At 51.7% G+C, this 16,870-nt stretch carries 17 protein-coding genes and 1 tRNA gene; 5 read left to right on the forward strand and 13 right to left on the reverse strand.

Annotation, left to right across the window (positions count from 1 at the left end):
* Positions 1–8 precede the first annotated feature (8 nt).
* From AB1598_01535 to AB1598_01580, 10 genes are all read right to left on the reverse strand, one after another.
* Entirely contained in the window at positions 9–992 is a 984-nt protein-coding gene (locus AB1598_01535; protein ID MEW6143677.1) for a glycosyltransferase, read from the reverse strand.
* A gap of 64 nt (positions 993–1,056) precedes the next feature.
* Positions 1,057–2,097, reverse strand: coding sequence for a Gfo/Idh/MocA family oxidoreductase (locus AB1598_01540; GenBank protein MEW6143678.1), 1,041 nt, complete (start codon positions 2,095–2,097; stop codon positions 1,057–1,059).
* A 239-nt stretch (positions 2,098–2,336) separates the two neighbouring features.
* Positions 2,337–3,131, reverse strand: coding sequence for an SDR family oxidoreductase (locus AB1598_01545; GenBank protein MEW6143679.1), 795 nt, complete (start codon positions 3,129–3,131; stop codon positions 2,337–2,339).
* A gap of 174 nt (positions 3,132–3,305) precedes the next feature.
* A tRNA-Thr gene (locus tag AB1598_01550) sits at positions 3,306–3,380 on the reverse strand.
* Between the two features lie 70 nt (positions 3,381–3,450).
* Positions 3,451–4,101, reverse strand: a complete 651-nt coding sequence (locus AB1598_01555) for a hypothetical protein (protein MEW6143680.1) — start codon at positions 4,099–4,101, stop codon at positions 3,451–3,453.
* Between the two features lie 301 nt (positions 4,102–4,402).
* A complete protein-coding gene (locus tag AB1598_01560; protein ID MEW6143681.1) occupies positions 4,403–5,572 on the reverse strand; it encodes a hypothetical protein in 1,170 nt (389 codons plus the stop codon).
* Complete coding sequence (locus AB1598_01565) at positions 5,569–6,912, reverse strand: glycosyltransferase (protein ID MEW6143682.1); 1,344 nt, start codon at positions 6,910–6,912, stop codon at positions 5,569–5,571. The genes AB1598_01560 and AB1598_01565 overlap by 4 nt, the downstream gene beginning before the upstream one ends.
* A gap of 193 nt (positions 6,913–7,105) precedes the next feature.
* Positions 7,106–8,503, reverse strand: a complete 1,398-nt coding sequence (locus tag AB1598_01570; GenBank protein ID MEW6143683.1) for a nucleotidyltransferase domain-containing protein — start codon at positions 8,501–8,503, stop codon at positions 7,106–7,108.
* 29 nt (positions 8,504–8,532) lie between these two features.
* Positions 8,533–9,492 (reverse strand): glycosyltransferase family 2 protein, encoded by a 960-nt coding sequence (locus AB1598_01575; protein ID MEW6143684.1) that lies wholly within the window; start codon positions 9,490–9,492, stop codon positions 8,533–8,535.
* A gap of 3 nt (positions 9,493–9,495) precedes the next feature.
* Positions 9,496–10,494 carry a hypothetical protein gene (locus AB1598_01580; protein MEW6143685.1) on the reverse strand — a complete coding sequence of 333 codons (999 nt, stop codon included), beginning with the start codon at positions 10,492–10,494 and terminating at the stop codon, positions 9,496–9,498.
* A 394-nt stretch (positions 10,495–10,888) separates the two neighbouring features.
* Between AB1598_01580 and minC the strand changes: the two genes are divergently transcribed.
* Genes minC through minE form a run of 3 tightly spaced genes read left to right on the forward strand, consistent with a single transcriptional unit; the run spans position 10,889 to position 12,552 of the window.
* Positions 10,889–11,503: a septum site-determining protein MinC gene (gene minC / locus AB1598_01585; GenBank protein ID MEW6143686.1), complete on the forward strand. Its 615-nt coding sequence runs from the start codon at positions 10,889–10,891 to the stop codon at positions 11,501–11,503.
* 11 nt (positions 11,504–11,514) lie between these two features.
* Positions 11,515–12,297, forward strand: a complete 783-nt coding sequence (minD, locus tag AB1598_01590) for a septum site-determining protein MinD (GenBank protein MEW6143687.1) — start codon at positions 11,515–11,517, stop codon at positions 12,295–12,297.
* A 3-nt stretch (positions 12,298–12,300) separates the two neighbouring features.
* Positions 12,301–12,552, forward strand: a complete 252-nt coding sequence (gene minE / locus AB1598_01595) for a cell division topological specificity factor MinE (GenBank protein MEW6143688.1) — start codon at positions 12,301–12,303, stop codon at positions 12,550–12,552.
* Positions 12,553–12,700: 148 nt separating this feature from the next.
* Here minE and AB1598_01600 read toward each other — a convergent pair whose 3' ends face one another.
* Both AB1598_01600 and AB1598_01605 read right to left on the reverse strand, forming a co-directional pair.
* A complete protein-coding gene (locus AB1598_01600; protein ID MEW6143689.1) occupies positions 12,701–13,027 on the reverse strand; it encodes a hypothetical protein in 327 nt (108 codons plus the stop codon).
* 120 nt (positions 13,028–13,147) lie between these two features.
* Positions 13,148–13,909, reverse strand: coding sequence for an SDR family NAD(P)-dependent oxidoreductase (locus AB1598_01605; GenBank protein MEW6143690.1), 762 nt, complete (start codon positions 13,907–13,909; stop codon positions 13,148–13,150).
* Positions 13,910–14,088: 179 nt separating this feature from the next.
* Here AB1598_01605 and AB1598_01610 point away from each other — a divergent pair, with 179 nt between their 5' ends.
* Entirely contained in the window at positions 14,089–14,511 is a 423-nt protein-coding gene (locus AB1598_01610) for an FKBP-type peptidyl-prolyl cis-trans isomerase (protein MEW6143691.1), read from the forward strand.
* Between the two features lie 100 nt (positions 14,512–14,611).
* Positions 14,612–15,193 carry a DUF4126 domain-containing protein gene (locus AB1598_01615; protein MEW6143692.1) on the forward strand — a complete coding sequence of 194 codons (582 nt, stop codon included), beginning with the start codon at positions 14,612–14,614 and terminating at the stop codon, positions 15,191–15,193.
* 17 nt (positions 15,194–15,210) lie between these two features.
* Here the strand turns inward: AB1598_01615 and hemG are convergent, their stop codons facing one another.
* The gene (gene hemG / locus AB1598_01620) at positions 15,211–16,632 is read right to left on the reverse strand and encodes a protoporphyrinogen oxidase (GenBank protein MEW6143693.1); all 1,422 of its coding nucleotides are present in this window, start codon (positions 16,630–16,632) and stop codon (positions 15,211–15,213) included.
* Positions 16,633–16,870: the final 238 nt, after the last annotated feature.

Raw genomic sequence — 16,870 nt, forward strand, 5'->3', positions numbered from 1 at the left:
ACTCTTTCTCATAGATTCGATACACGTTTTATATCCTGATCTGTGATGTATTTAAATCTGTCGAATTCAAAGCTGTTTATTCTCTTCTGCACGGTTCCGAACCCGGCGGCATAGCCCCATAACTTTCCGATGAAGTGAGCTGTGAGCCCCGTAATGATGATCGGCAGTGCTGCGGGAATGAGCTCGTTCCGCTTTCCCGCGCGCCTGATGGCGTGCAATGTGCCCTGGAAGTGTTTAAGGATGATCAGTGGCTCAAGGAGCGCGTAAAGAAACCGTTTCGCCGGCGACCATCTTTTATAATGGGCGAGGGCGGCCGTATATATCTGTCCGTTATAAAACAGGTCTAATAGAATGGATACGGTCTTCGATACGTTGACGTGATTGACCCCGGCTTTGCCCTCCATGTAGAGGCGGTAGCCCTGCGACCGGAGGTCCATGTTCATTATATTTGTTCTTATGAGCATATACCTGAGGTCGCTCCCGTATTCGAGGAGTATGGAGCGTTTGTACGAGACGTTGTGTCCAGGGAGGTCGTCGGTTTCGCCTGACTCCACAGGCTCGGAATAACGTCCATAGGTCATGTACTGCTGCGCACGGCTGTTTGTGCTTCCGGGGTTGGCGTTCTTGATGACGCTGCCCACGCCAGCCCAGGGCCCTTCGTGGGCTTCTATTAAAGCCTCGGCCCACTGCGGCTCGGGGAATGCGTGGTTCTCGCCGAAAGCGACGACAGGCGCGCCCGCCCGGTTCACGGCGCTCACCCAGGCGTCATAGAGACCGTGGTCGAGGTCGGCTTCCATGAGGATTACGTCGTAAAAGTCACTGAAACCAGCCCGATCCGATTCGGGCACGTCCATTTGCGGAGATATGATTATGACTTCCAGATGTTCCTTTACCGTTTGCCTCCTCAGGTATTTGACGGTCGTGCGTATGGATTCGTAGCTGCCTATGGTCGTGATTATTACCGACATCAGCGGGGACTTTTTCTGGCTCATTCCGTACCTCGCATATTTATTGCCACAATCCTAATAGCTGCTCACAGCCTTATTTCCGGTTTTCTCATAATGAAATCATGCGGCCCGACCTCGCTGATTCTTCCGCCGCTTCGAGTATTGTGATACACCTGAGTCCGTCGGAGAGGTCGGGACTGACGCCGCGGTTTTCCCTCACGGCGGACGCGAAATGACCGATCGCCGTCTCGAATGAAGGCTCTTTACCCGGGCACAGCAGCTTGTCCTTGAAGCTCACGGGGTTCCGGAGCAGAGAACGCGCCGCCTGTTTTAGATACGACAGCCTTCCCCGCCGGGCTGACTCGCCGGATTCTATTCTGACATTGAGCGAGCCGTACCTGTCGGCTGTGAGCTTCCCCCCTGTGCCGTATACCTTTATCTTGTCTTCGTCGACGGAATTGATGGAGAAGTAGGATTGGACATGGATACCGCCTGATGTTTTATATTCGAGCATTGCGTTATCGTCCTCGGTCCTGTGCGAGCTTGTACGGGCGAATATTTGGGTGATCTCGTCATTCAGTATAAACCGTACCAGATCGATATGGTGCGATGCGAGATCTAGGAGCGCCCCTCCTCCGGTGCTCCTGAGCTTTTTCCATTCCGGGAGCTCCCTGCCCGAAGACGTGAACACCGTCCGCATAAAGACCGCGTCCCCGATCGCCCCCGATCCGATGTCCTCCCTGAGAGCCCGGTATACGGGGTTGAAGCGGAGGTTAAATCCCGCCATGCCCGCGAGACCGCTCTTTTTCCATGTCCTCACGACTTCCTCGGCCTGGGTGCTGTTAATAGCGATCGGTTTTTCGAGATAGACGTGCTTGCCGTACTCAAACGCAGCCACCGCAGCCTCCGAGTGCAAGTGGTTGGGCAGGCAGATGATGACGGCGCTGATGTCCGGCTCGCGGAGGAGCTCTTTGTAGTCCGTGTGGAGCGCCGCCCCTGGGGCGGACACTCCGGCCTTTTCTCTCCTCACCGCGTCTGGCTCGGCGATCGCGGCCAGTCTCAGGCCGGGAATCTTGCTCAGAAAATTAAGGTAAACAAGGCTGGCGATACGCCCGCACCCGATGAGACCGACGTTCACGTTCTGCGTCATATATCTAAGCTGTCCCGATTTAATGAAATTATAAGCGCCGTCATTAATTAAGCCCGCTTTCATTCTACCTTAGTCGGGGTTTATTTTACAGGCTGCGCGGTCGCGGATGACATTGCGGATGCAAATAACAGAGGGGCAGGGCGGTTATGGAGCCGGCGAGAGGGTTCGAACCTTCGGCCCGCTCATTACGACGGCTGCAATAAGAGAGAATAGATTTATTTCCGGAACCTGTTTGTAACTCAGTCCACCATGAGCATGCCGCCGTTTACATGTATCGTCTGGCCGGTGATGAATGTGCTCGCATCTGAGGCCAGAAACACAGTCGTCCCGGCCAAGTCTTCAGCCATGCCCATGCGTCCCATTGGGATGTATTTTACGAATTGGTACAGCAGATCCCGGTGGTCTGCGTGCATAGGCGTGTCGACCGCTCCCGGGGCGATGTTGTTAACGCGAACTCCTTTGGGAGCCACGTCCTGGGCCGCAGCCCTGGTCAAGGTCTGAAGGGCCGCTTTCGAAGAGCAATAGTCCACACCTCCGCCGTCCTGGTTGAAAACCGAAGCCCGGGACGACCACGAGCTCCCGATATTAATTACGCTGCCCCGCCCGGCTTTCACCATCTCTTTAAGTACCGCCTTCATTATCCTCATCGGGGCCCGGACGTTTACCGAGTAAATATCATCCCAGGTCTTGTCGTCGACCGTGAGCATATCGGCGAAAGTCATGAACCCTGCGTTATTGATAAGCACGTCGATCCTGCGGCTCATATCCATAGCTGCGTTTACGATCAACTCAGGCGCGTCCTCAGCCGTCACGTCCGTAACGACAGTTCTTGCTTTGCGCCCTGTCGCGCGTACCGTATCCGCTGCAGCATCGAGATCGCCGGGACTCCTGCCCACAAGGACGAGGTCACTCCCCTGATAAGCGAGCGCCTGGGATAAAGTCAGGCCTATCCCCTTTCCTGCGCCTGTAACTATGCTGCAGTAACCGTTCAAGTCGAATAGATTCTTAGAAACGTCCGGTACGGGAAGGGCCATTATTGTATCCCCCTTGAAACGAATTGCGCATATGCAATTCGTAATTGGATTTTAGCGTTACATTATACAAGACTAAAATGAAATTTTTTCAAATTCTTGCTTGTTCTGAGACAGGATGTGGAAAAAAACCGCTTTAGTTGCTTAATGAATGTGTTGTAAATTCCTATGATAACTTGGAGCCGACGAGAGGATTTGAACCTCCGACCTGCTCATTACGAGTGAGCTGCTCTACCACTGAGCTACGTCGGCCTGGTTGTGAGCGTTATATTATACGGTGTAGCGGGATTTTTTCAAAAAAGGGAATGCGGATGTCGCGATCTTACTTGTCCTCGCATACCCATTGGTAGCTGTAAGAGATATCGTACATGTTGTTGCTCTTGTCCCTCGCGTGTCCGCATACGACGTCGGCGTCGAGAGTGAGCTCCCCGCCTTCGTCGGAGATAAAGAATTCATACTGCGGGCTGCACTGGCCGCTGCACCTCTTGTAAAGGTCCTGTCCGTCGGTGCCCTTGCCTCTCGAAAAGTTCGAGAACCAGTCCTGAACTTCGGACATCGAGCCGAACTTTTTGTCGTATTCGAACGGAGTCTTCTCCGTCTGCTCCAGTAAGGCCTGGCACTTGGCGTAGTCGGAATAGCTTGTCAGAAACTTCTGGGGCACGGCTTTAAAGACAATGACCGGCTTGGGCACGAGCTCGCATCCAGCCGGGCACATGTCGGCCGGCTTCTCGGCGTTGGGTATGCCGGCTTGCGCTTTTTGCAGTATGGCGCCGGATTCGTATCTCACGGACCCCGGTTTATTGCTTTCGTTTGCGAAGAGGGATGCAGTCGCGTGGGTTGTCTCTTCCACGATGTCCTTCTCAATATTCGAACACTTGGTTTCCTCCGCCACGGCGGTGTAAAGCTGGAAGAGGAAAGTGAAAAGGAGAGCCGGCGGAATGAATAACAGCGTTTTACTTATTCTGTATGTCATATAAGTTACTCCTGTGTTCTTATTATTTATGGCAGCAAGGATAGAAGGTAGCCACTTAATACCCACTAAATATACACCCAAAAAAACTCCATATTAATGTTTATTTTAATTGGGGGAGTCATTGTTTGTGCCTCGTTATTATCTTTTTCCAAGATGTCGTACTTTCTTAATGATGCGGCCCTGTCGAGTATTTCTTTCGGGAAGGCGAAATCGCTCGAATTATAGTACCTGCATGTCCGTACCCGACGCAGAGGCAAGCCCTTCTTACAGGGGCGCCGAATCATCGGTGCGATAAAGCGGGCTAGCTAACCTGAGTTCTTTTTATTGCGTCATTTAGTTTTATTCTCGTAACCCTGAGCGTCTGGAGTATGCGGCTTCTGATGTATGCGTATGAGAGATTGGCGACGATGTCCCATCTTTTCTTCTGCCAGGCGTAGCTCATAATCTCGTGTGCGAATGAAAAATCGCTCCTGTTCAAGTATCTGCAGCTTCGTATGAGACCGCCGGTCAGAGGACTCTGAAATGTGGAGTAGCGTTCCAAGACCCCGAGCATGTCGAGCGTCATCATCGTGCGGAGGCACTTCTCGCATTTGGAGCAGTTGAGTGCGCTGTCGTCGAGAGCGCAGACCCTCAGTTTGTCGCAGGCCTCTTCCCAATAGGCTATCGCCTCCGTTTTTTCTGTCCTGGTGAAGCCGCTGCCGTGGTGTATCACCTGCGTCGCTTCCGTCGAAAGGAGGTAGTCAATTCCTGGATCGGAGCCCCAGGGCATGAGACTTGTAAAGCTGTGAGACGAGGGTACGTGGAACATAGCGGTCCGTCGTCCTACTGCGTGCGCGGCGCCGATCAGGGCCGAGCCGTGGAATAAACCCCAGTTCCGCCGCGTGCCGAATTGCTGGCAGTTCGTTCTGCAGCTTATCAGCTTTATCCCGAGCCTGTCGCACATAGCCGAGTAGGCATCTCTCAGAAGCGGAAAGGATTTAGGGTGTTCCAGCTTTATGTCGAAGCCTTGTACGAATAGAAGGTGCGATATCTGTACGGATTTCGGAAGCTCGTTTCTCGGCAGATAAGACTTTAAGGTGAAAAAGGAATCCACTCCGCCGGAGAACGCCGACATCACAATATCCCGGCCGTTTTCAGTGCCCGGGGGGATCAGGGATTCGCACTCTATACGGATCGGTATGAATCTCCAGGGAAACCACATGCAGAAGGGCATTTGATATTCGTTGATCCCGAGAAGAAGACGCGGGGAGACTTCTCCTCTCACCTCTATATCCTCGCCGTACTGCATGGCCACGAGCAGCATCGTGGAAAGGAAGGGGTCGGCCCTGTCTGTAACGAGGTCCGACCATTCTTCGGGAAGCTCGAACCAGAGCCTTTCGGGCATGCCGGGGAGAGGGGTTTTGAACTCGATCCTGGCCGATACTGTAAGCATCCCGTCTTTAGAAGATATATCCGGATGATTGATTATCATTTTACGAGCCACACTCTCGAAAGCGAGCCGTTAATCATCTGTCTTCTTTCAACAGCCGATCTCCTCGCAAAGGTTTTCTTTTCGTGTCTCAATATATAATCGGCTTCCTCTCCGATTTCCTTGTGGTTAATCCTGTAATGGTAAAGCACATAAGGTATGCGTAAAATGTCGTATTTTTCGGTCACTCTCAGGACGATGTCGTAATCCTCGGCGTAGCTTCCGAGGTTGATTTCGTCAAAACCGTTCATCTCTTCGAGGACGGTTCGTCTCCATATGCGGGCTGCGCCGACTCCATCTGTCCTGAGGATGTTATTCCTGTCGTATTCCTCGTGTTTCACGACACGGTATTCCTCCAGCACATTGTCGTCGGGCCCAATGCAGTCGTAATAGGAAACGCCGAGTGCGAATCCGGGGTTGGATTCCATATAGTCATACATTATAGAAAGCGCATCGGAGGTGTAAAGGTCGTCCGAGTCGAGCTGACAAATATACTTTCCCCTTGCGTGCCTTATCCCCGTATTTAGGGCGGCGGCAGTGTTGCACGCGATTTCGCTCCTGAGGACGGTTATGTCGCCCCTTCCGGTGTACTTCGATGCGGTTTCGAAGCCGCCGTCCGTGGAGCCGTTGTCCACGATTATGATCTCGTATCTTTTCCACTCGCTCTTTAAAACGCTTTCGATAGTACGCCCAATATATTTTTCACGGTTGTAGAGAGGAATGACGACGCTTATCTCAGGCCCGGCCGGGTCTTTCGATGTGCCTTCCGTCGCGCGGACGGGCTGGCCGGAGAGAAACGCCCCGCGCCTTTTAAGCGAGGCGTAGCAGGCATCCCGGTACTCGCCTTCTTCCTCCTGACTATAATCGAGATATGAGCGGTCCGTATTTGCGGGACCTGTTAACCCCGTGCTCCCGGCGGTATGTAAAACCCTGTAAAGTGGTTCCTCGACCCGGGCTATCTCGAATCTCTCGAAAACCCTTAACCTGAGGTCATATTCGAAAGAGTATTTCAATCCGCTGTCGTAACAACCAACCGCATCGAACACCTCTCTCCTCATGGCGTGTACGGATCCTATCAAGGACGCTTCCGAGTAGTCGAAATTATCGGTTTTTGCCGTCACGGCTTCCTCGCCCTCCGCTCTTTCCTCGATGTAATTGCCGTATACGTAACCTATCGATTCCTTAGAATACAGATATTTCATATAGCTGACTACCAGGCCCGGAAGGAGAATCACCGGTTGGGTTATCAGGAAAATCGCATCACCTTCGGAGAGTGCGATTCCCCTGTTGAGGATGCTGCCTGCGTGCTCCGATTTGAAATCCGATTCAATAAACAACGCCAAGGCGTAATCTCTAGCTAGGGATTCTCTCAAAGAGCTATACACTGAGTTGTCAACGAGGCATATTGTCTGATCCTCTTCTCCACACTGAGCGAAAATGCTTTTTAGTGTTTCATCCAATCCTGCGGATGCGTTTGGGACCGGCAGTATGAAAGTCGCTTTCCTCATCGTGGGCACACAACCCGAATGTTATTACCTAATTCTCATGATCTGAAGACAGGAATTCCATCAAGTTATTCCTGAGCGCCTCCGATAATGCTCTCAAATCGAGGTATCTATCGTATACGCTCTTCTCATCCCGGTTCATTGCATTCTCCTTCACGACTGCAGCTTGAAGTGCTTCATAGGCCGGTTCGCGGATGTTAGCGACCTCAAAACCCCGCACAAGCCTCTCCGCATTGTTTCTGAACGATTCGTATCTTCCATAGTCCTCAAGGTTGCGGGGGCACCTCAGCTGCGGGAATATGGCGTATGTTCGGATCAATAAGCCGTCAGTGCAAAGCTTTCCCGTTAAGGTGAGCGGTTCCCCGTTCCTGATGTCGATGAACCTCACGCTGTCTTCAGGGAGGGTAAGGCAGAATTTTTCGAATCGATCCCTCGACATGACCCTTAAGCTCCGCTCTCTTTTCCCACTGTAATACCCTATGAGTTTTTCCGAGGTTTTATAGTACGCGGGGTCATAGAGATAAACGTCATCATACATCATGCGTGAGAACAATATGGAATGTGTTCGCACTTCGCGCTCGATGGCTTCGGGAACTCCCGTCATGAACTCTTTCGATCTATGCTTCTCGCTTTCCATATTAACTGGAGCCTTCATGGTTATATCTTCACGCTCCTCCTGCGGGGAATCCGGAAAGCAGATACCCGCCGAAATATCAAAAAAATGAAGGAGTCTGATTAGTATCATCTCATAAAGGGAGTCGGTTTTATCTGTTTTGCTCATTAGCTTTCTTATCTCATTTCTCAGGCTTACATATGGAGCGGGCGTTTCCTCGTCTTTCCGGGCCTCGCGGAAGCCGTTTTCTATCGATTGAAAGCTTCTTTCCAGCACTCTCTCCCTGAGCGCGCGCTCTAGTCCGTTATCGGCCTGATAACCTAAATTCTGCTGAATTGCCTCTAGCCTCCAGTGCGCTTTGTAAAAGTGGTGCAGCCCTTTCACGATTCTCCCGAAAGTGTGGCTGTAGATCATCTCATCCTTTTGAAATAACTTCCGCGGCCGTCCATAGCTTTTACCGGAAAAAAGATCACCCACGAGAGCCCATTCGCCGGCTGAGTAAATCAGAACGTGAGTCCCCAATTTGTCTTTTCCAAAGGGCGGCAGCAGATACCTGAGTTTTGTTTCGAGCCTATTAATGAGCCTGTATTCGTCAAGCGCGCTAAGGTCCTTAATCACGATAACAAAATCTATGTCGCTCAACCCGGGTGCGATGTCTCCGTTCGACATGCTTCCGGCGAGGTATACCGAGCGTATTTCGGTGGTCAGACGGAAAACCAGGGACACGAATCCCGAGCACAATATATATGCCCATCTTCCGATTACTCCGCCCCCTTTTGACCGGCTGATTTTAAATAAAAAAGCTTTGAGGCTCATATCACTGAAAATCGAATTGAAGATACGGTTCAACCGCTAATCCGCGACTGTGTCGGCTCGTATGAAGGTACGGTCTTCCGCGACTCCGAATAAAATCCCGCGTAATAAAAGATAAGGAAAAGAGCGACGAAAGGGGATAAAAGAAGATATTCGGCTCCTCTGCCTATCGCGCTCGACAGCTTTAACCAGGAATAGTATTTTTGGATTGTCGATTTGGAAATTCCGTATATTGTGGGCTTTCTCGTTCTTTCTCCGTCACGGGCCAGCACCGCCCTGTAAAAACTCCCGCCGTACCTGATCCTCTGGTCGAGGTAACCCTTAAGATCTTTTTCCTCGTGATGATCGATAAACTTCCTTGGGAAGAAATATACCGGTATGCCCCGGGATGCCATCCTCATGCCGAATTCTCCGTCCTCACCCGTAAGAAAATACTCGTTGAAATTCCCAAGTGCCTCGAATATCTCTCTCCTGAAAACCGCGCCTCGCGACGGCGGCAGGCTGAAGCTCGTGACAACGTCTTTGTTGAGGTCCCGTTCGTCCAGCATCTGAATCAATGTCATCTGAAAATATATACTCTGCACGTACCTGAACACGCTCGGACCCGTGGGTCTTATATTATGCGTGATTATCATCGCTTCCGGATGGTTCTCGAAAAACTCGATCACTTCCGTCAGATAACTGTCCGGCAGTGTGTAGTCATCGGCGATAAATCCTACGAGCTCTCCCCTCGACTTGCTAAGGCCGAAGTTCCTTGTCGAGGCGACGCCTTCGTTTGCTTTCTTGAAATATCTGATATCGAGGGAGTTCTTGAATTGATCGATAACGGGGCGATTGTCTGTTTCAGATCCGTCGTCGACTACTATCACCTCAAACGATGTATTCCCCTTTCTCATTCTGGATATCGAGTCGAGACATCTCCTCAAGGCTTCTCTGCGGTTGTAAGTTAGAACTACGAGTGATATATCGATTATCTGGTTATTCTTCGTCATAGCTCACATCCTAAGATTGACAATAAATTCCTCGAATTTTCTAAAATTCTTCTCGGTGTCCCTCGATAATAGTATGCGATATCCGGTAGTTTCTCTAGCGAATCTTATAGCCGAGACTGTCCTTTTATAAAAAACAGATAGAAGCGACAGGGTATCTCTTAGCGGGTTGTTGAAAACAAATTCCATTCCCTGATACAGGCCGAAGCCGATAATAGCCCCCCCGATCAGGCTTTTAAATATACCGTATCCGGAAATCTTTTCGATGCGCGGATCTCCGTTAATCAATCTCTGGGCGACAAAATAAATTTTTTTATCGAGCTCTCTTGTTTCCAGGCGTTTTTGCCAGTAATCCAAATCGACGAAGAATTTTCGTCCGAACTCCATCCTGTCTACCTCGTAAACGTAACTTCTGGGGATGGATTTGATCTTATTCTCGTCGAGCGTTCCGACTCGAATAGGAAGAGGCAACACACATCCGGAGCTATTCACCAGCGCTTCGTCGTCCGACATGAGCTTAAAGTTGTCGCTGCCGAGCAAGACGAACGCCATTGTTGATTTACCACCGCCTGCGCTCGCAGAAAGTATTACTGCGGTATCTCCGAATGAGAAGGTCAACGCATGAATCCTTAATATTCCGTTCTTGTCGCAATATTGTCCGAAACGGGATAAAACAAGGAGATAGACGGCCTCCTGAAGAAAATTCGGGTCTCTGCCGTAGACGGTAAATTTCCGCCCGCCGTTCTCTTCCACGACCACTCCCTTGCCGAAGTAGTCGATTATTTTTATCCCGTCCCCTCTGAACACTATGTTGCGGGGAGTAGAGAAGCTCGCCTTCATCTGCGGGAAGCTGTCATAAGGAGGCTCGGCCGGCTCGATGAAAATCTCTGCTGCGGGGACTCCGGAGTCCTTGATGAAATATTTGAAGGGCCTGATTACCTGCGCGGTAAGCTCTTCCGATTGGGAATGTATTTGTATCACAAGACCGTGTATGTCTATTAACATGATCCTTTCAAATACGAAAATTCACGCACGGCGTGTGCGATCGGAGATAGAACCTGATACCCGGGCAAGCTGCGGTTTGATTATATCATAAGTGCTCATGATTACAATTGATTATAGCGCCGGGAAGATTAAGAGAGCACCGGCTTCTTTGATGATTGAGAGAGGCGATGAGTTACACTCCGCGGCGTCGTCCGAATACGCTCTTTCTCTCTCGTGCCTCTCGAATGAATCCGGATTTTGTTTGAATGCTCCTCAGTACAAATAGTCTCCACACCAAATGATATCCGAGAAATCCTGGTTAGTCCCCCCATTCAATCTTGTGTTGTCTAATAACATATGATAATTTGTTTCAAGGGGAGAGGGACCCTTTCAATCTATACCTTAGAGAGACCTTATGGGAATAACAGTCAAGGGCATGACCGTACCGGCCTTACTGGTCAAGCTGGATGAAAATATATCCGTGGAAGAGAATATATCCCAGATAAAGGACAAGCTTTCGAGCGATTTTTTTAAGGGCTCCCTCGCCGTGATCGATTACGAAGGCACGAAGATTACCGAAGAGAATTTGAAGAAGATCGAGGATGCCGTCAGGAACTCGAACACGAAATTCCTCGGGTATAAGCCCGCTCTCAGGCTCGAAAAGCCGCAGAAGACGGCTGTCCCGGCGGATAAGCAGGACATCAAGACGCTCAAGCTGATAAACAAGAATATGCGGAGCGGGCAGAACGTGGAGCACGAGGGGGACGTGCTCGTGATAGGGGACGTGAATCCGGGCTCCTATATCACCGCGTCCGGAAATATCGTTGTCATGGGCACGCTGAGAGGGATCGTCCATGCGGGGGCGGGGGGGGACGACAGCGCTATAGTGATAGCGCTCAAGCTCAGGCCCCAGCAGCTCCGGATAGCGAGATGGATAACGAGGTCCCCTGACGTATCGGACGATCCGGAGTACCCGGAGAAAGCATATGTCAAAAACAACCAGATTTTTATTGAAAAAATTCGAAGCTGAGGGGTATGGATATGACCAAAGTTATTGTTGTAACGTCCGGTAAGGGAGGGGTCGGTAAAACAACCGTAACGGCTAACCTTGCGGCCGCCCTCGCGTCTCTGGGCAACAGGGTGCTGACCATAGACGCGGACATAGGCCTCAGGAACCTCGACATGATTCTCGGCCTCGAGAACAGGATCGTCTACGATATCGTGGACGTCGTCGAAGGGGTGATACCCCCTGAGAAGGCTTTCGTGAAGGACAAGAGGAGCGAATCGCTTTATCTCCTGCCGGCGGCCCAGACCAAGAACAAGGAATCGGTGAGCGGCGAGCAGCTTTCAGCGATCGTCGAAAGGGTTAAATTTAATTTCAACTTTATATTCATTGACTCGCCGGCCGGCATTGAGGGCGGATTCAGAACGGCCGCTGCACCAGCCGAGGAAGCCCTCGTCGTGGTTAACCCGGAGGTCTCTTCCGTAAGGGACGCAGACCGCGTGATCGGGCTCCTCGAATCGATGGGCAAGGACAAGCTTAATCTGATCGTGAACAGGATAAAATCCCACCAGGTTAAGAAGGGGGAGATGCTCTCCGTCGAGGACATCGAAGACGTGCTCAGGATCAAGAAGATCGGTGTAATCCCGGATGAGGAGAAGATGGTCGATTTCACGAATAAAGGCGAGCCGATAGTGTTGTCCGACAACTCGAGCGCCGGCACCGCGCTAAAGAACATAGCCAGACGGCTCATGGGGGAGGATATACCGTTTAATGAGCTCGAAGAAAAGAAAGGATTTTTCAGCAGATTGATAGGGGGATGATCAATGTCATTATTCGGATTTTTCAGACGGAAAAAATCGGCTAACGTTGCGAAAGAAAGGCTCAGGATGGTGCTTTCCTACGAAAGGAAGGACCTGCCTCCGAATTTTACCGACAAGATTCAGGGCGATTTAATCAACCTGTTTCAGAAATACCCTCAGTTTAACCTGACCAACATAGAGATTAAGGTAAAGGAAGGAAACCAGCGGGACGAGCTGTATATATCTATTCCGTTTGTCGATCACGGCCATCACTGACCCTTCCGCCGGGCTGTAAGGCCCTCGCAGGATAATTTTAGGCGGACAGCCCTGCTATGATTGGGGAAAAGGCGACGGTTTACGGCCACGCCCCAAATCTTCTCCTTTAAGCCCTACACAGAATAAGCCCTACTCAGAAAATCGGGAATTAATATACGCAGGATCGTGCGAGCGACTGCCCGGCGGTTACGTATATGTGTACGCAGAAGGGCTGCATAAGCGCCCCCCTCGCCCTGTCCTCGATCGTGTTCGCGAGCTCCGCAGCCCTCGATTTCTGGCTCGACGATATCTGGACCCACATCGATACGGGGGATTCCCATTCAACCGTTCTGAAAGTTTTGAGCTGGGAGATGATATGTGTGAAGTGGTCCTGAGACGGCGTTAACGGAAAATACGTGCTAAGAGCGTGACTGCTCAGCGTGAATACGGAAAAAAACATAGCTGCCGAAAGCGTAAGGGATGTGATAAACTTCATCCTTACCTCCTTTAATAAATTAGATTAACACCAATAATATATACCACTGAACCATGCCGATTGTCCAGTGGCCGTATCGTGTTGTTACTAAAATATAAACTTTTGGTTTAAGAAATCCAGCTACTTCGCTATCCATCCCCCGTCCACGGAAAGCATGGTCCCGGTCATAAATCCCACGTTGTCGTCGCATAGGAACAGCACCGAATGGGCTATTTCCTCGGCGGTACCGAAGCGTCCTACGGGGTGAAAGGACTTGAAGAGCTTCTCCGCCTCGGCCCTGTCGGGCATCTGCTCGAGGAGTCCGTCCACCATCGGCGTATCTATGGTCCCGGGGCATATCGCGTTCACCCGTATCCCCTTGTCGGCATATTCGAGGGCCATGCTGCGCGTGAGCTGCGTCACGGCGCCCTTGGTGGCGTTGTACGCGGCGACGCCGGGCACAGCCTTTAGCCCTAGCACCGATGAGTTGTTGACAATGCATCCGTAGCCCGCCTTGATCATATGGGGGAGCGCATATTTCGACATCATATACGTCCCTTTCACGTTAATAGCGAATATTTTATCCCACGTTTTCGAATCGGTCTCATGTGTAAATCCGGTCGGGAGTATCCCGGCGTTATTGAACAGAATGTCGATCTTGCCGTATTTCTTTATAGCGTAATCGACCGCTTCCTTGCAGTCGTCTTCGCTGGATACGTCGCTTACGAGGTATTCTATGTCGAACCCCTTTTTCTTTCCTTCCGCGACCGCTTCCTTGAGCGTCTTCTCAGTCCTTCCTGTGATGATAACCTTTGCGCCTTCCTCGGCAAAAAGGAATGCCGTCGCTTTTCCTAGTCCCAGGCTGCCGCCCGTTATGAGGGCTACTTTGTTTCCGAGCTTCATGATGTGAGAGTCTCCTTTGTGGTTTTTTTCCCTGGATGAGTATAAAGGAATCACTTTTTTTATTCAAGAATTCATACGGTTGTGTTATCATCTGGTCTCGGTTTACACGCATCGGGGCCGGGAATTCAGTCCCGGAACCCGCCGGAGTCGCAGAGCCGGGATCACGTACGGAGGTTCTTATGAGCAAAAAAGCCGAGCGCGGCGATGCAGTCACTTTTAATTACGAGGGCAGGATAGAGGACGGCTCCACGTTTCACACCTTCGAGGAATCACCAATTACCGTAGATCTCGGCTCGGGGAGCCTGGTCAAGGGCCTCGAGGAAGGGCTTATCGGAATGGCCGACGGGGAGGAGAAGGAATTCAGGGTTTCACCGGAGAACGGATATGGAGTCGAAAAACCCGAGCTTATTCACACGATTGATTCGAATCTCTTTGCCGGGACCGAGATCACGCCCGAGGTCGGCATGGTGCTTAAGACCCCTCACGGCAATTGCCACATCACCAGGATGGAGGAGGGGAAGATCGAAATAAGCTACAACCATCCCCTTGCCGGAAGGACGCTCGATTACAGGGTCAAGGTAATAAAGGTCGTAAAAAAATAACCCTGCGTAACCGTCCGTGATCTCAGGAATATCATGCCGCGCAAATACCGCTTGATAACGGTTCCCCCGCTTCATATACTATTAAGCGGAGGTGTGCGGAATGGACACACTGCTTAGTGTTTTCGTGGGGGTGGGCCTTAGCGCCGCCTGCGGTTTCAGGGTATTCGTCCCCTTGCTCGTAATGAGCATAGCGTCTATTACCGGGCAGATGACATTATCCCCCGAATTCGAATGGATCGGCACCTATCCCGCTGTCGCGGCTTTCGCGATAGCGACGATATTCGAGATAGCGGCTTACTACATTCCCTGGGTGGACAACCTCCTCGATACGGTCGCAATACCCGCGGCCACTGTGGCGGGCACTATCGTAATGGCTTCAGCGGTCTCGGAGATGAGCCCCTTCCTCAAATGGGCGCTGGCTGTGATCGTGGGCGGCGGTGTCGCGGGCACTGTCCAGGGTTTCACCACCATTACCCGCATCGCGTCCACTGCCACGACCGGAGGACTGGGCAACCCCGTCGTTTCCACTGTCGAGGCGGGCGGCTCTTTACTGATGTCGATACTCGCGATCGCGGTCCCGGTTCTCGCCGTCATAGGCGCGGCTGCGATTATTTTCGTCGCGTGGAGAAAGATCTACCTCTGGCTTGCCGGCAGACACAGGCTCCAGCCCCGCCACGAATGATCCGGCCTGTAACGTCCTCAGATATTGCCTGAGTAAAGAGACTGGAGCAGCCTTTCGGCCGCCCTCTCCCCGGAGTTTATGCAGTCCGGTATCCCGACTCCCCCGAATGCGTTTCCGGCGACCTCTACCCCGTCGAGCTTCTTTATCTCCCTCTGTATCCTCTCGACGAGCTCTCCGTGCCCGACGTGATACTGCGGCATTGCCTCGGGGTACCTTTTTATAATCGTGAATACGGGGTCTGATTTTATACGGAGGAGCCGGCTTAACTCACCTTCGACTGCCTCGATTATACGGGCGTCTTCCATCCTGTACATATCCGGTCTCACGGCTCCGCCGACAAAGACGCGGAGATACGTATAACCCTCGGGAGCCCTCCCGGGGAATTTCTCGCTGCTGAACGAGCAGGCGATCATGCTGCTGTTCTCGAGCCTCGGTACGACGAACCCCAATCCGTCGAGCGCGGCATCGATGTCGCCCTTATTGTATGCGAGTATCACGACGGCTGACGATGCGTATTCGATCTCTCTCAGGAGAGCCGCGCACTCTCCGGCCGCGTTCTCCAGAAGCCCGGCCGTGAGATAAGCCGGCGTCGTAACGACGACCCCGTCCGCGTTAAGTATTCCCTCCCCTGTAGTTACCTCCCAGCCGTCGTACGCCTCCTTGATTCCATCCACCGGAACACCGGTCTTTATTGACCCGTCCGGTATCTTTTTTACGAGGGCCTCTACGAGTGTTTTCATTCCGTTCCTGTACGAAACGAAGAGGCTGTACCTGGCTCCGCTCTCGACCCCGGCTGATTTCTTTCTGCTCCTGTAGCTTTGATACATGCCCTTGATGACGCTCCCGTATCTTTCCTCCATCTCGAGTATCTGGGGCATTGTGGCCCTGAGACTGAGTCTATCGGGGTCGGCCGTATATATGCCGCTTATCATCGGCTGGGCGGCCCGCTCCAGGGCCTCTCTGCCGAGACGCCTCGTAACGAAGGACGTGAGGCTCTCGTCGGGACGCGGGTTCTTCGGTAAAACGAGGTCCATGAGCATCCTAGCTTTCCCCCTCCACGTGAAGAGCGGGGTCCTGAGGAAGGGCATTATACGGGTAGGCGCGAGCATAAAGAACCCTTCGGGCAACGTGACGAGCTTCCCGCCTATGAGAATATACGTGCGTCTTTTTTCCCTGTTGGTCTCGATAAGCTCGCTTTCGAGTCCGAGCCTCGACGAGAGGTTGAGACCCCAGGGTTTCGAGGTTATGAACGAATCGGGACCTTCTTCGATCGTGAACCCGTGCCTCTCTACCGTGGAGATCACTCCGCCTAACCTGTCCGATCTTTCGAGGAGGGTGATTTCGAGGTTCAGGTTTTTGTCTCTGCCGAGCTCGGAAAGGCGGTGTGCGGCGCTTAGGCCGGTGATACCTCCCCCTATAACGATTACCCGCTTAGGCATGATGGTATTTAACCATGATTAACTGTCGATGGAAAGTGCATTAACCTGTCGGGTGAGGCTCCGGGATGTGGCCGAGACGAAGGGCGGAGGGAATTAAAAGAAAAGACAAGATATAGAGTTCTCGCTATTAGAATTTGATTCTGCATTTTCTGAGTGGTAATTCGCTTTTGTTATCTAAGCGAGGGCGGTCGGTTCTTGCGCACACTCTAAACCGTTGCTCGAAATGACAAATATTTGT

It is taken from the genome of Thermodesulfobacteriota bacterium, from assembly GCA_040754335.1.
Taxonomy (GTDB): domain Bacteria; phylum Desulfobacterota_D; class UBA1144; order Nemesobacterales; family UBA2774; genus 2-12-FULL-53-21.

Coding starts and splice junctions, on each gene's coding strand:
- hemG (MEW6143693.1), bottom strand. CDS start 16,632: ATGCCTAAGCGGGTAATCGTTATAGGGGGAGGTATCACCGGCCTAAGC.
- AB1598_01610 (MEW6143691.1), top strand. CDS start 14,089: ATGAGCAAAAAAGCCGAGCGCGGCGATGCAGTCACTTTTAATTACGAG.
- minC (MEW6143686.1), top strand. CDS start 10,889: ATGGGAATAACAGTCAAGGGCATGACCGTACCGGCCTTACTGGTCAAG.
- AB1598_01575 (MEW6143684.1), bottom strand. CDS start 9,492: ATGACGAAGAATAACCAGATAATCGATATATCACTCGTAGTTCTAACT.
- AB1598_01540 (MEW6143678.1), bottom strand. CDS start 2,097: ATGACGCAGAACGTGAACGTCGGTCTCATCGGGTGCGGGCGTATCGCC.
- minE (MEW6143688.1), top strand. CDS start 12,301: ATGTCATTATTCGGATTTTTCAGACGGAAAAAATCGGCTAACGTTGCG.
- AB1598_01555 (MEW6143680.1), bottom strand. CDS start 4,101: ATGACATACAGAATAAGTAAAACGCTGTTATTCATTCCGCCGGCTCTC.
- AB1598_01560 (MEW6143681.1), bottom strand. CDS start 5,572: ATGATAATCAATCATCCGGATATATCTTCTAAAGACGGGATGCTTACA.
- AB1598_01545 (MEW6143679.1), bottom strand. CDS start 3,131: ATGGCCCTTCCCGTACCGGACGTTTCTAAGAATCTATTCGACTTGAAC.
- AB1598_01600 (MEW6143689.1), bottom strand. CDS start 13,027: ATGAAGTTTATCACATCCCTTACGCTTTCGGCAGCTATGTTTTTTTCC.
- AB1598_01570 (MEW6143683.1), bottom strand. CDS start 8,503: ATGAGCCTCAAAGCTTTTTTATTTAAAATCAGCCGGTCAAAAGGGGGC.
- AB1598_01580 (MEW6143685.1), bottom strand. CDS start 10,494: ATGTTAATAGACATACACGGTCTTGTGATACAAATACATTCCCAATCG.
- AB1598_01615 (MEW6143692.1), top strand. CDS start 14,612: ATGGACACACTGCTTAGTGTTTTCGTGGGGGTGGGCCTTAGCGCCGCC.
- AB1598_01605 (MEW6143690.1), bottom strand. CDS start 13,909: ATGAAGCTCGGAAACAAAGTAGCCCTCATAACGGGCGGCAGCCTGGGA.
- minD (MEW6143687.1), top strand. CDS start 11,515: ATGACCAAAGTTATTGTTGTAACGTCCGGTAAGGGAGGGGTCGGTAAA.
- AB1598_01535 (MEW6143677.1), bottom strand. CDS start 992: ATGAGCCAGAAAAAGTCCCCGCTGATGTCGGTAATAATCACGACCATA.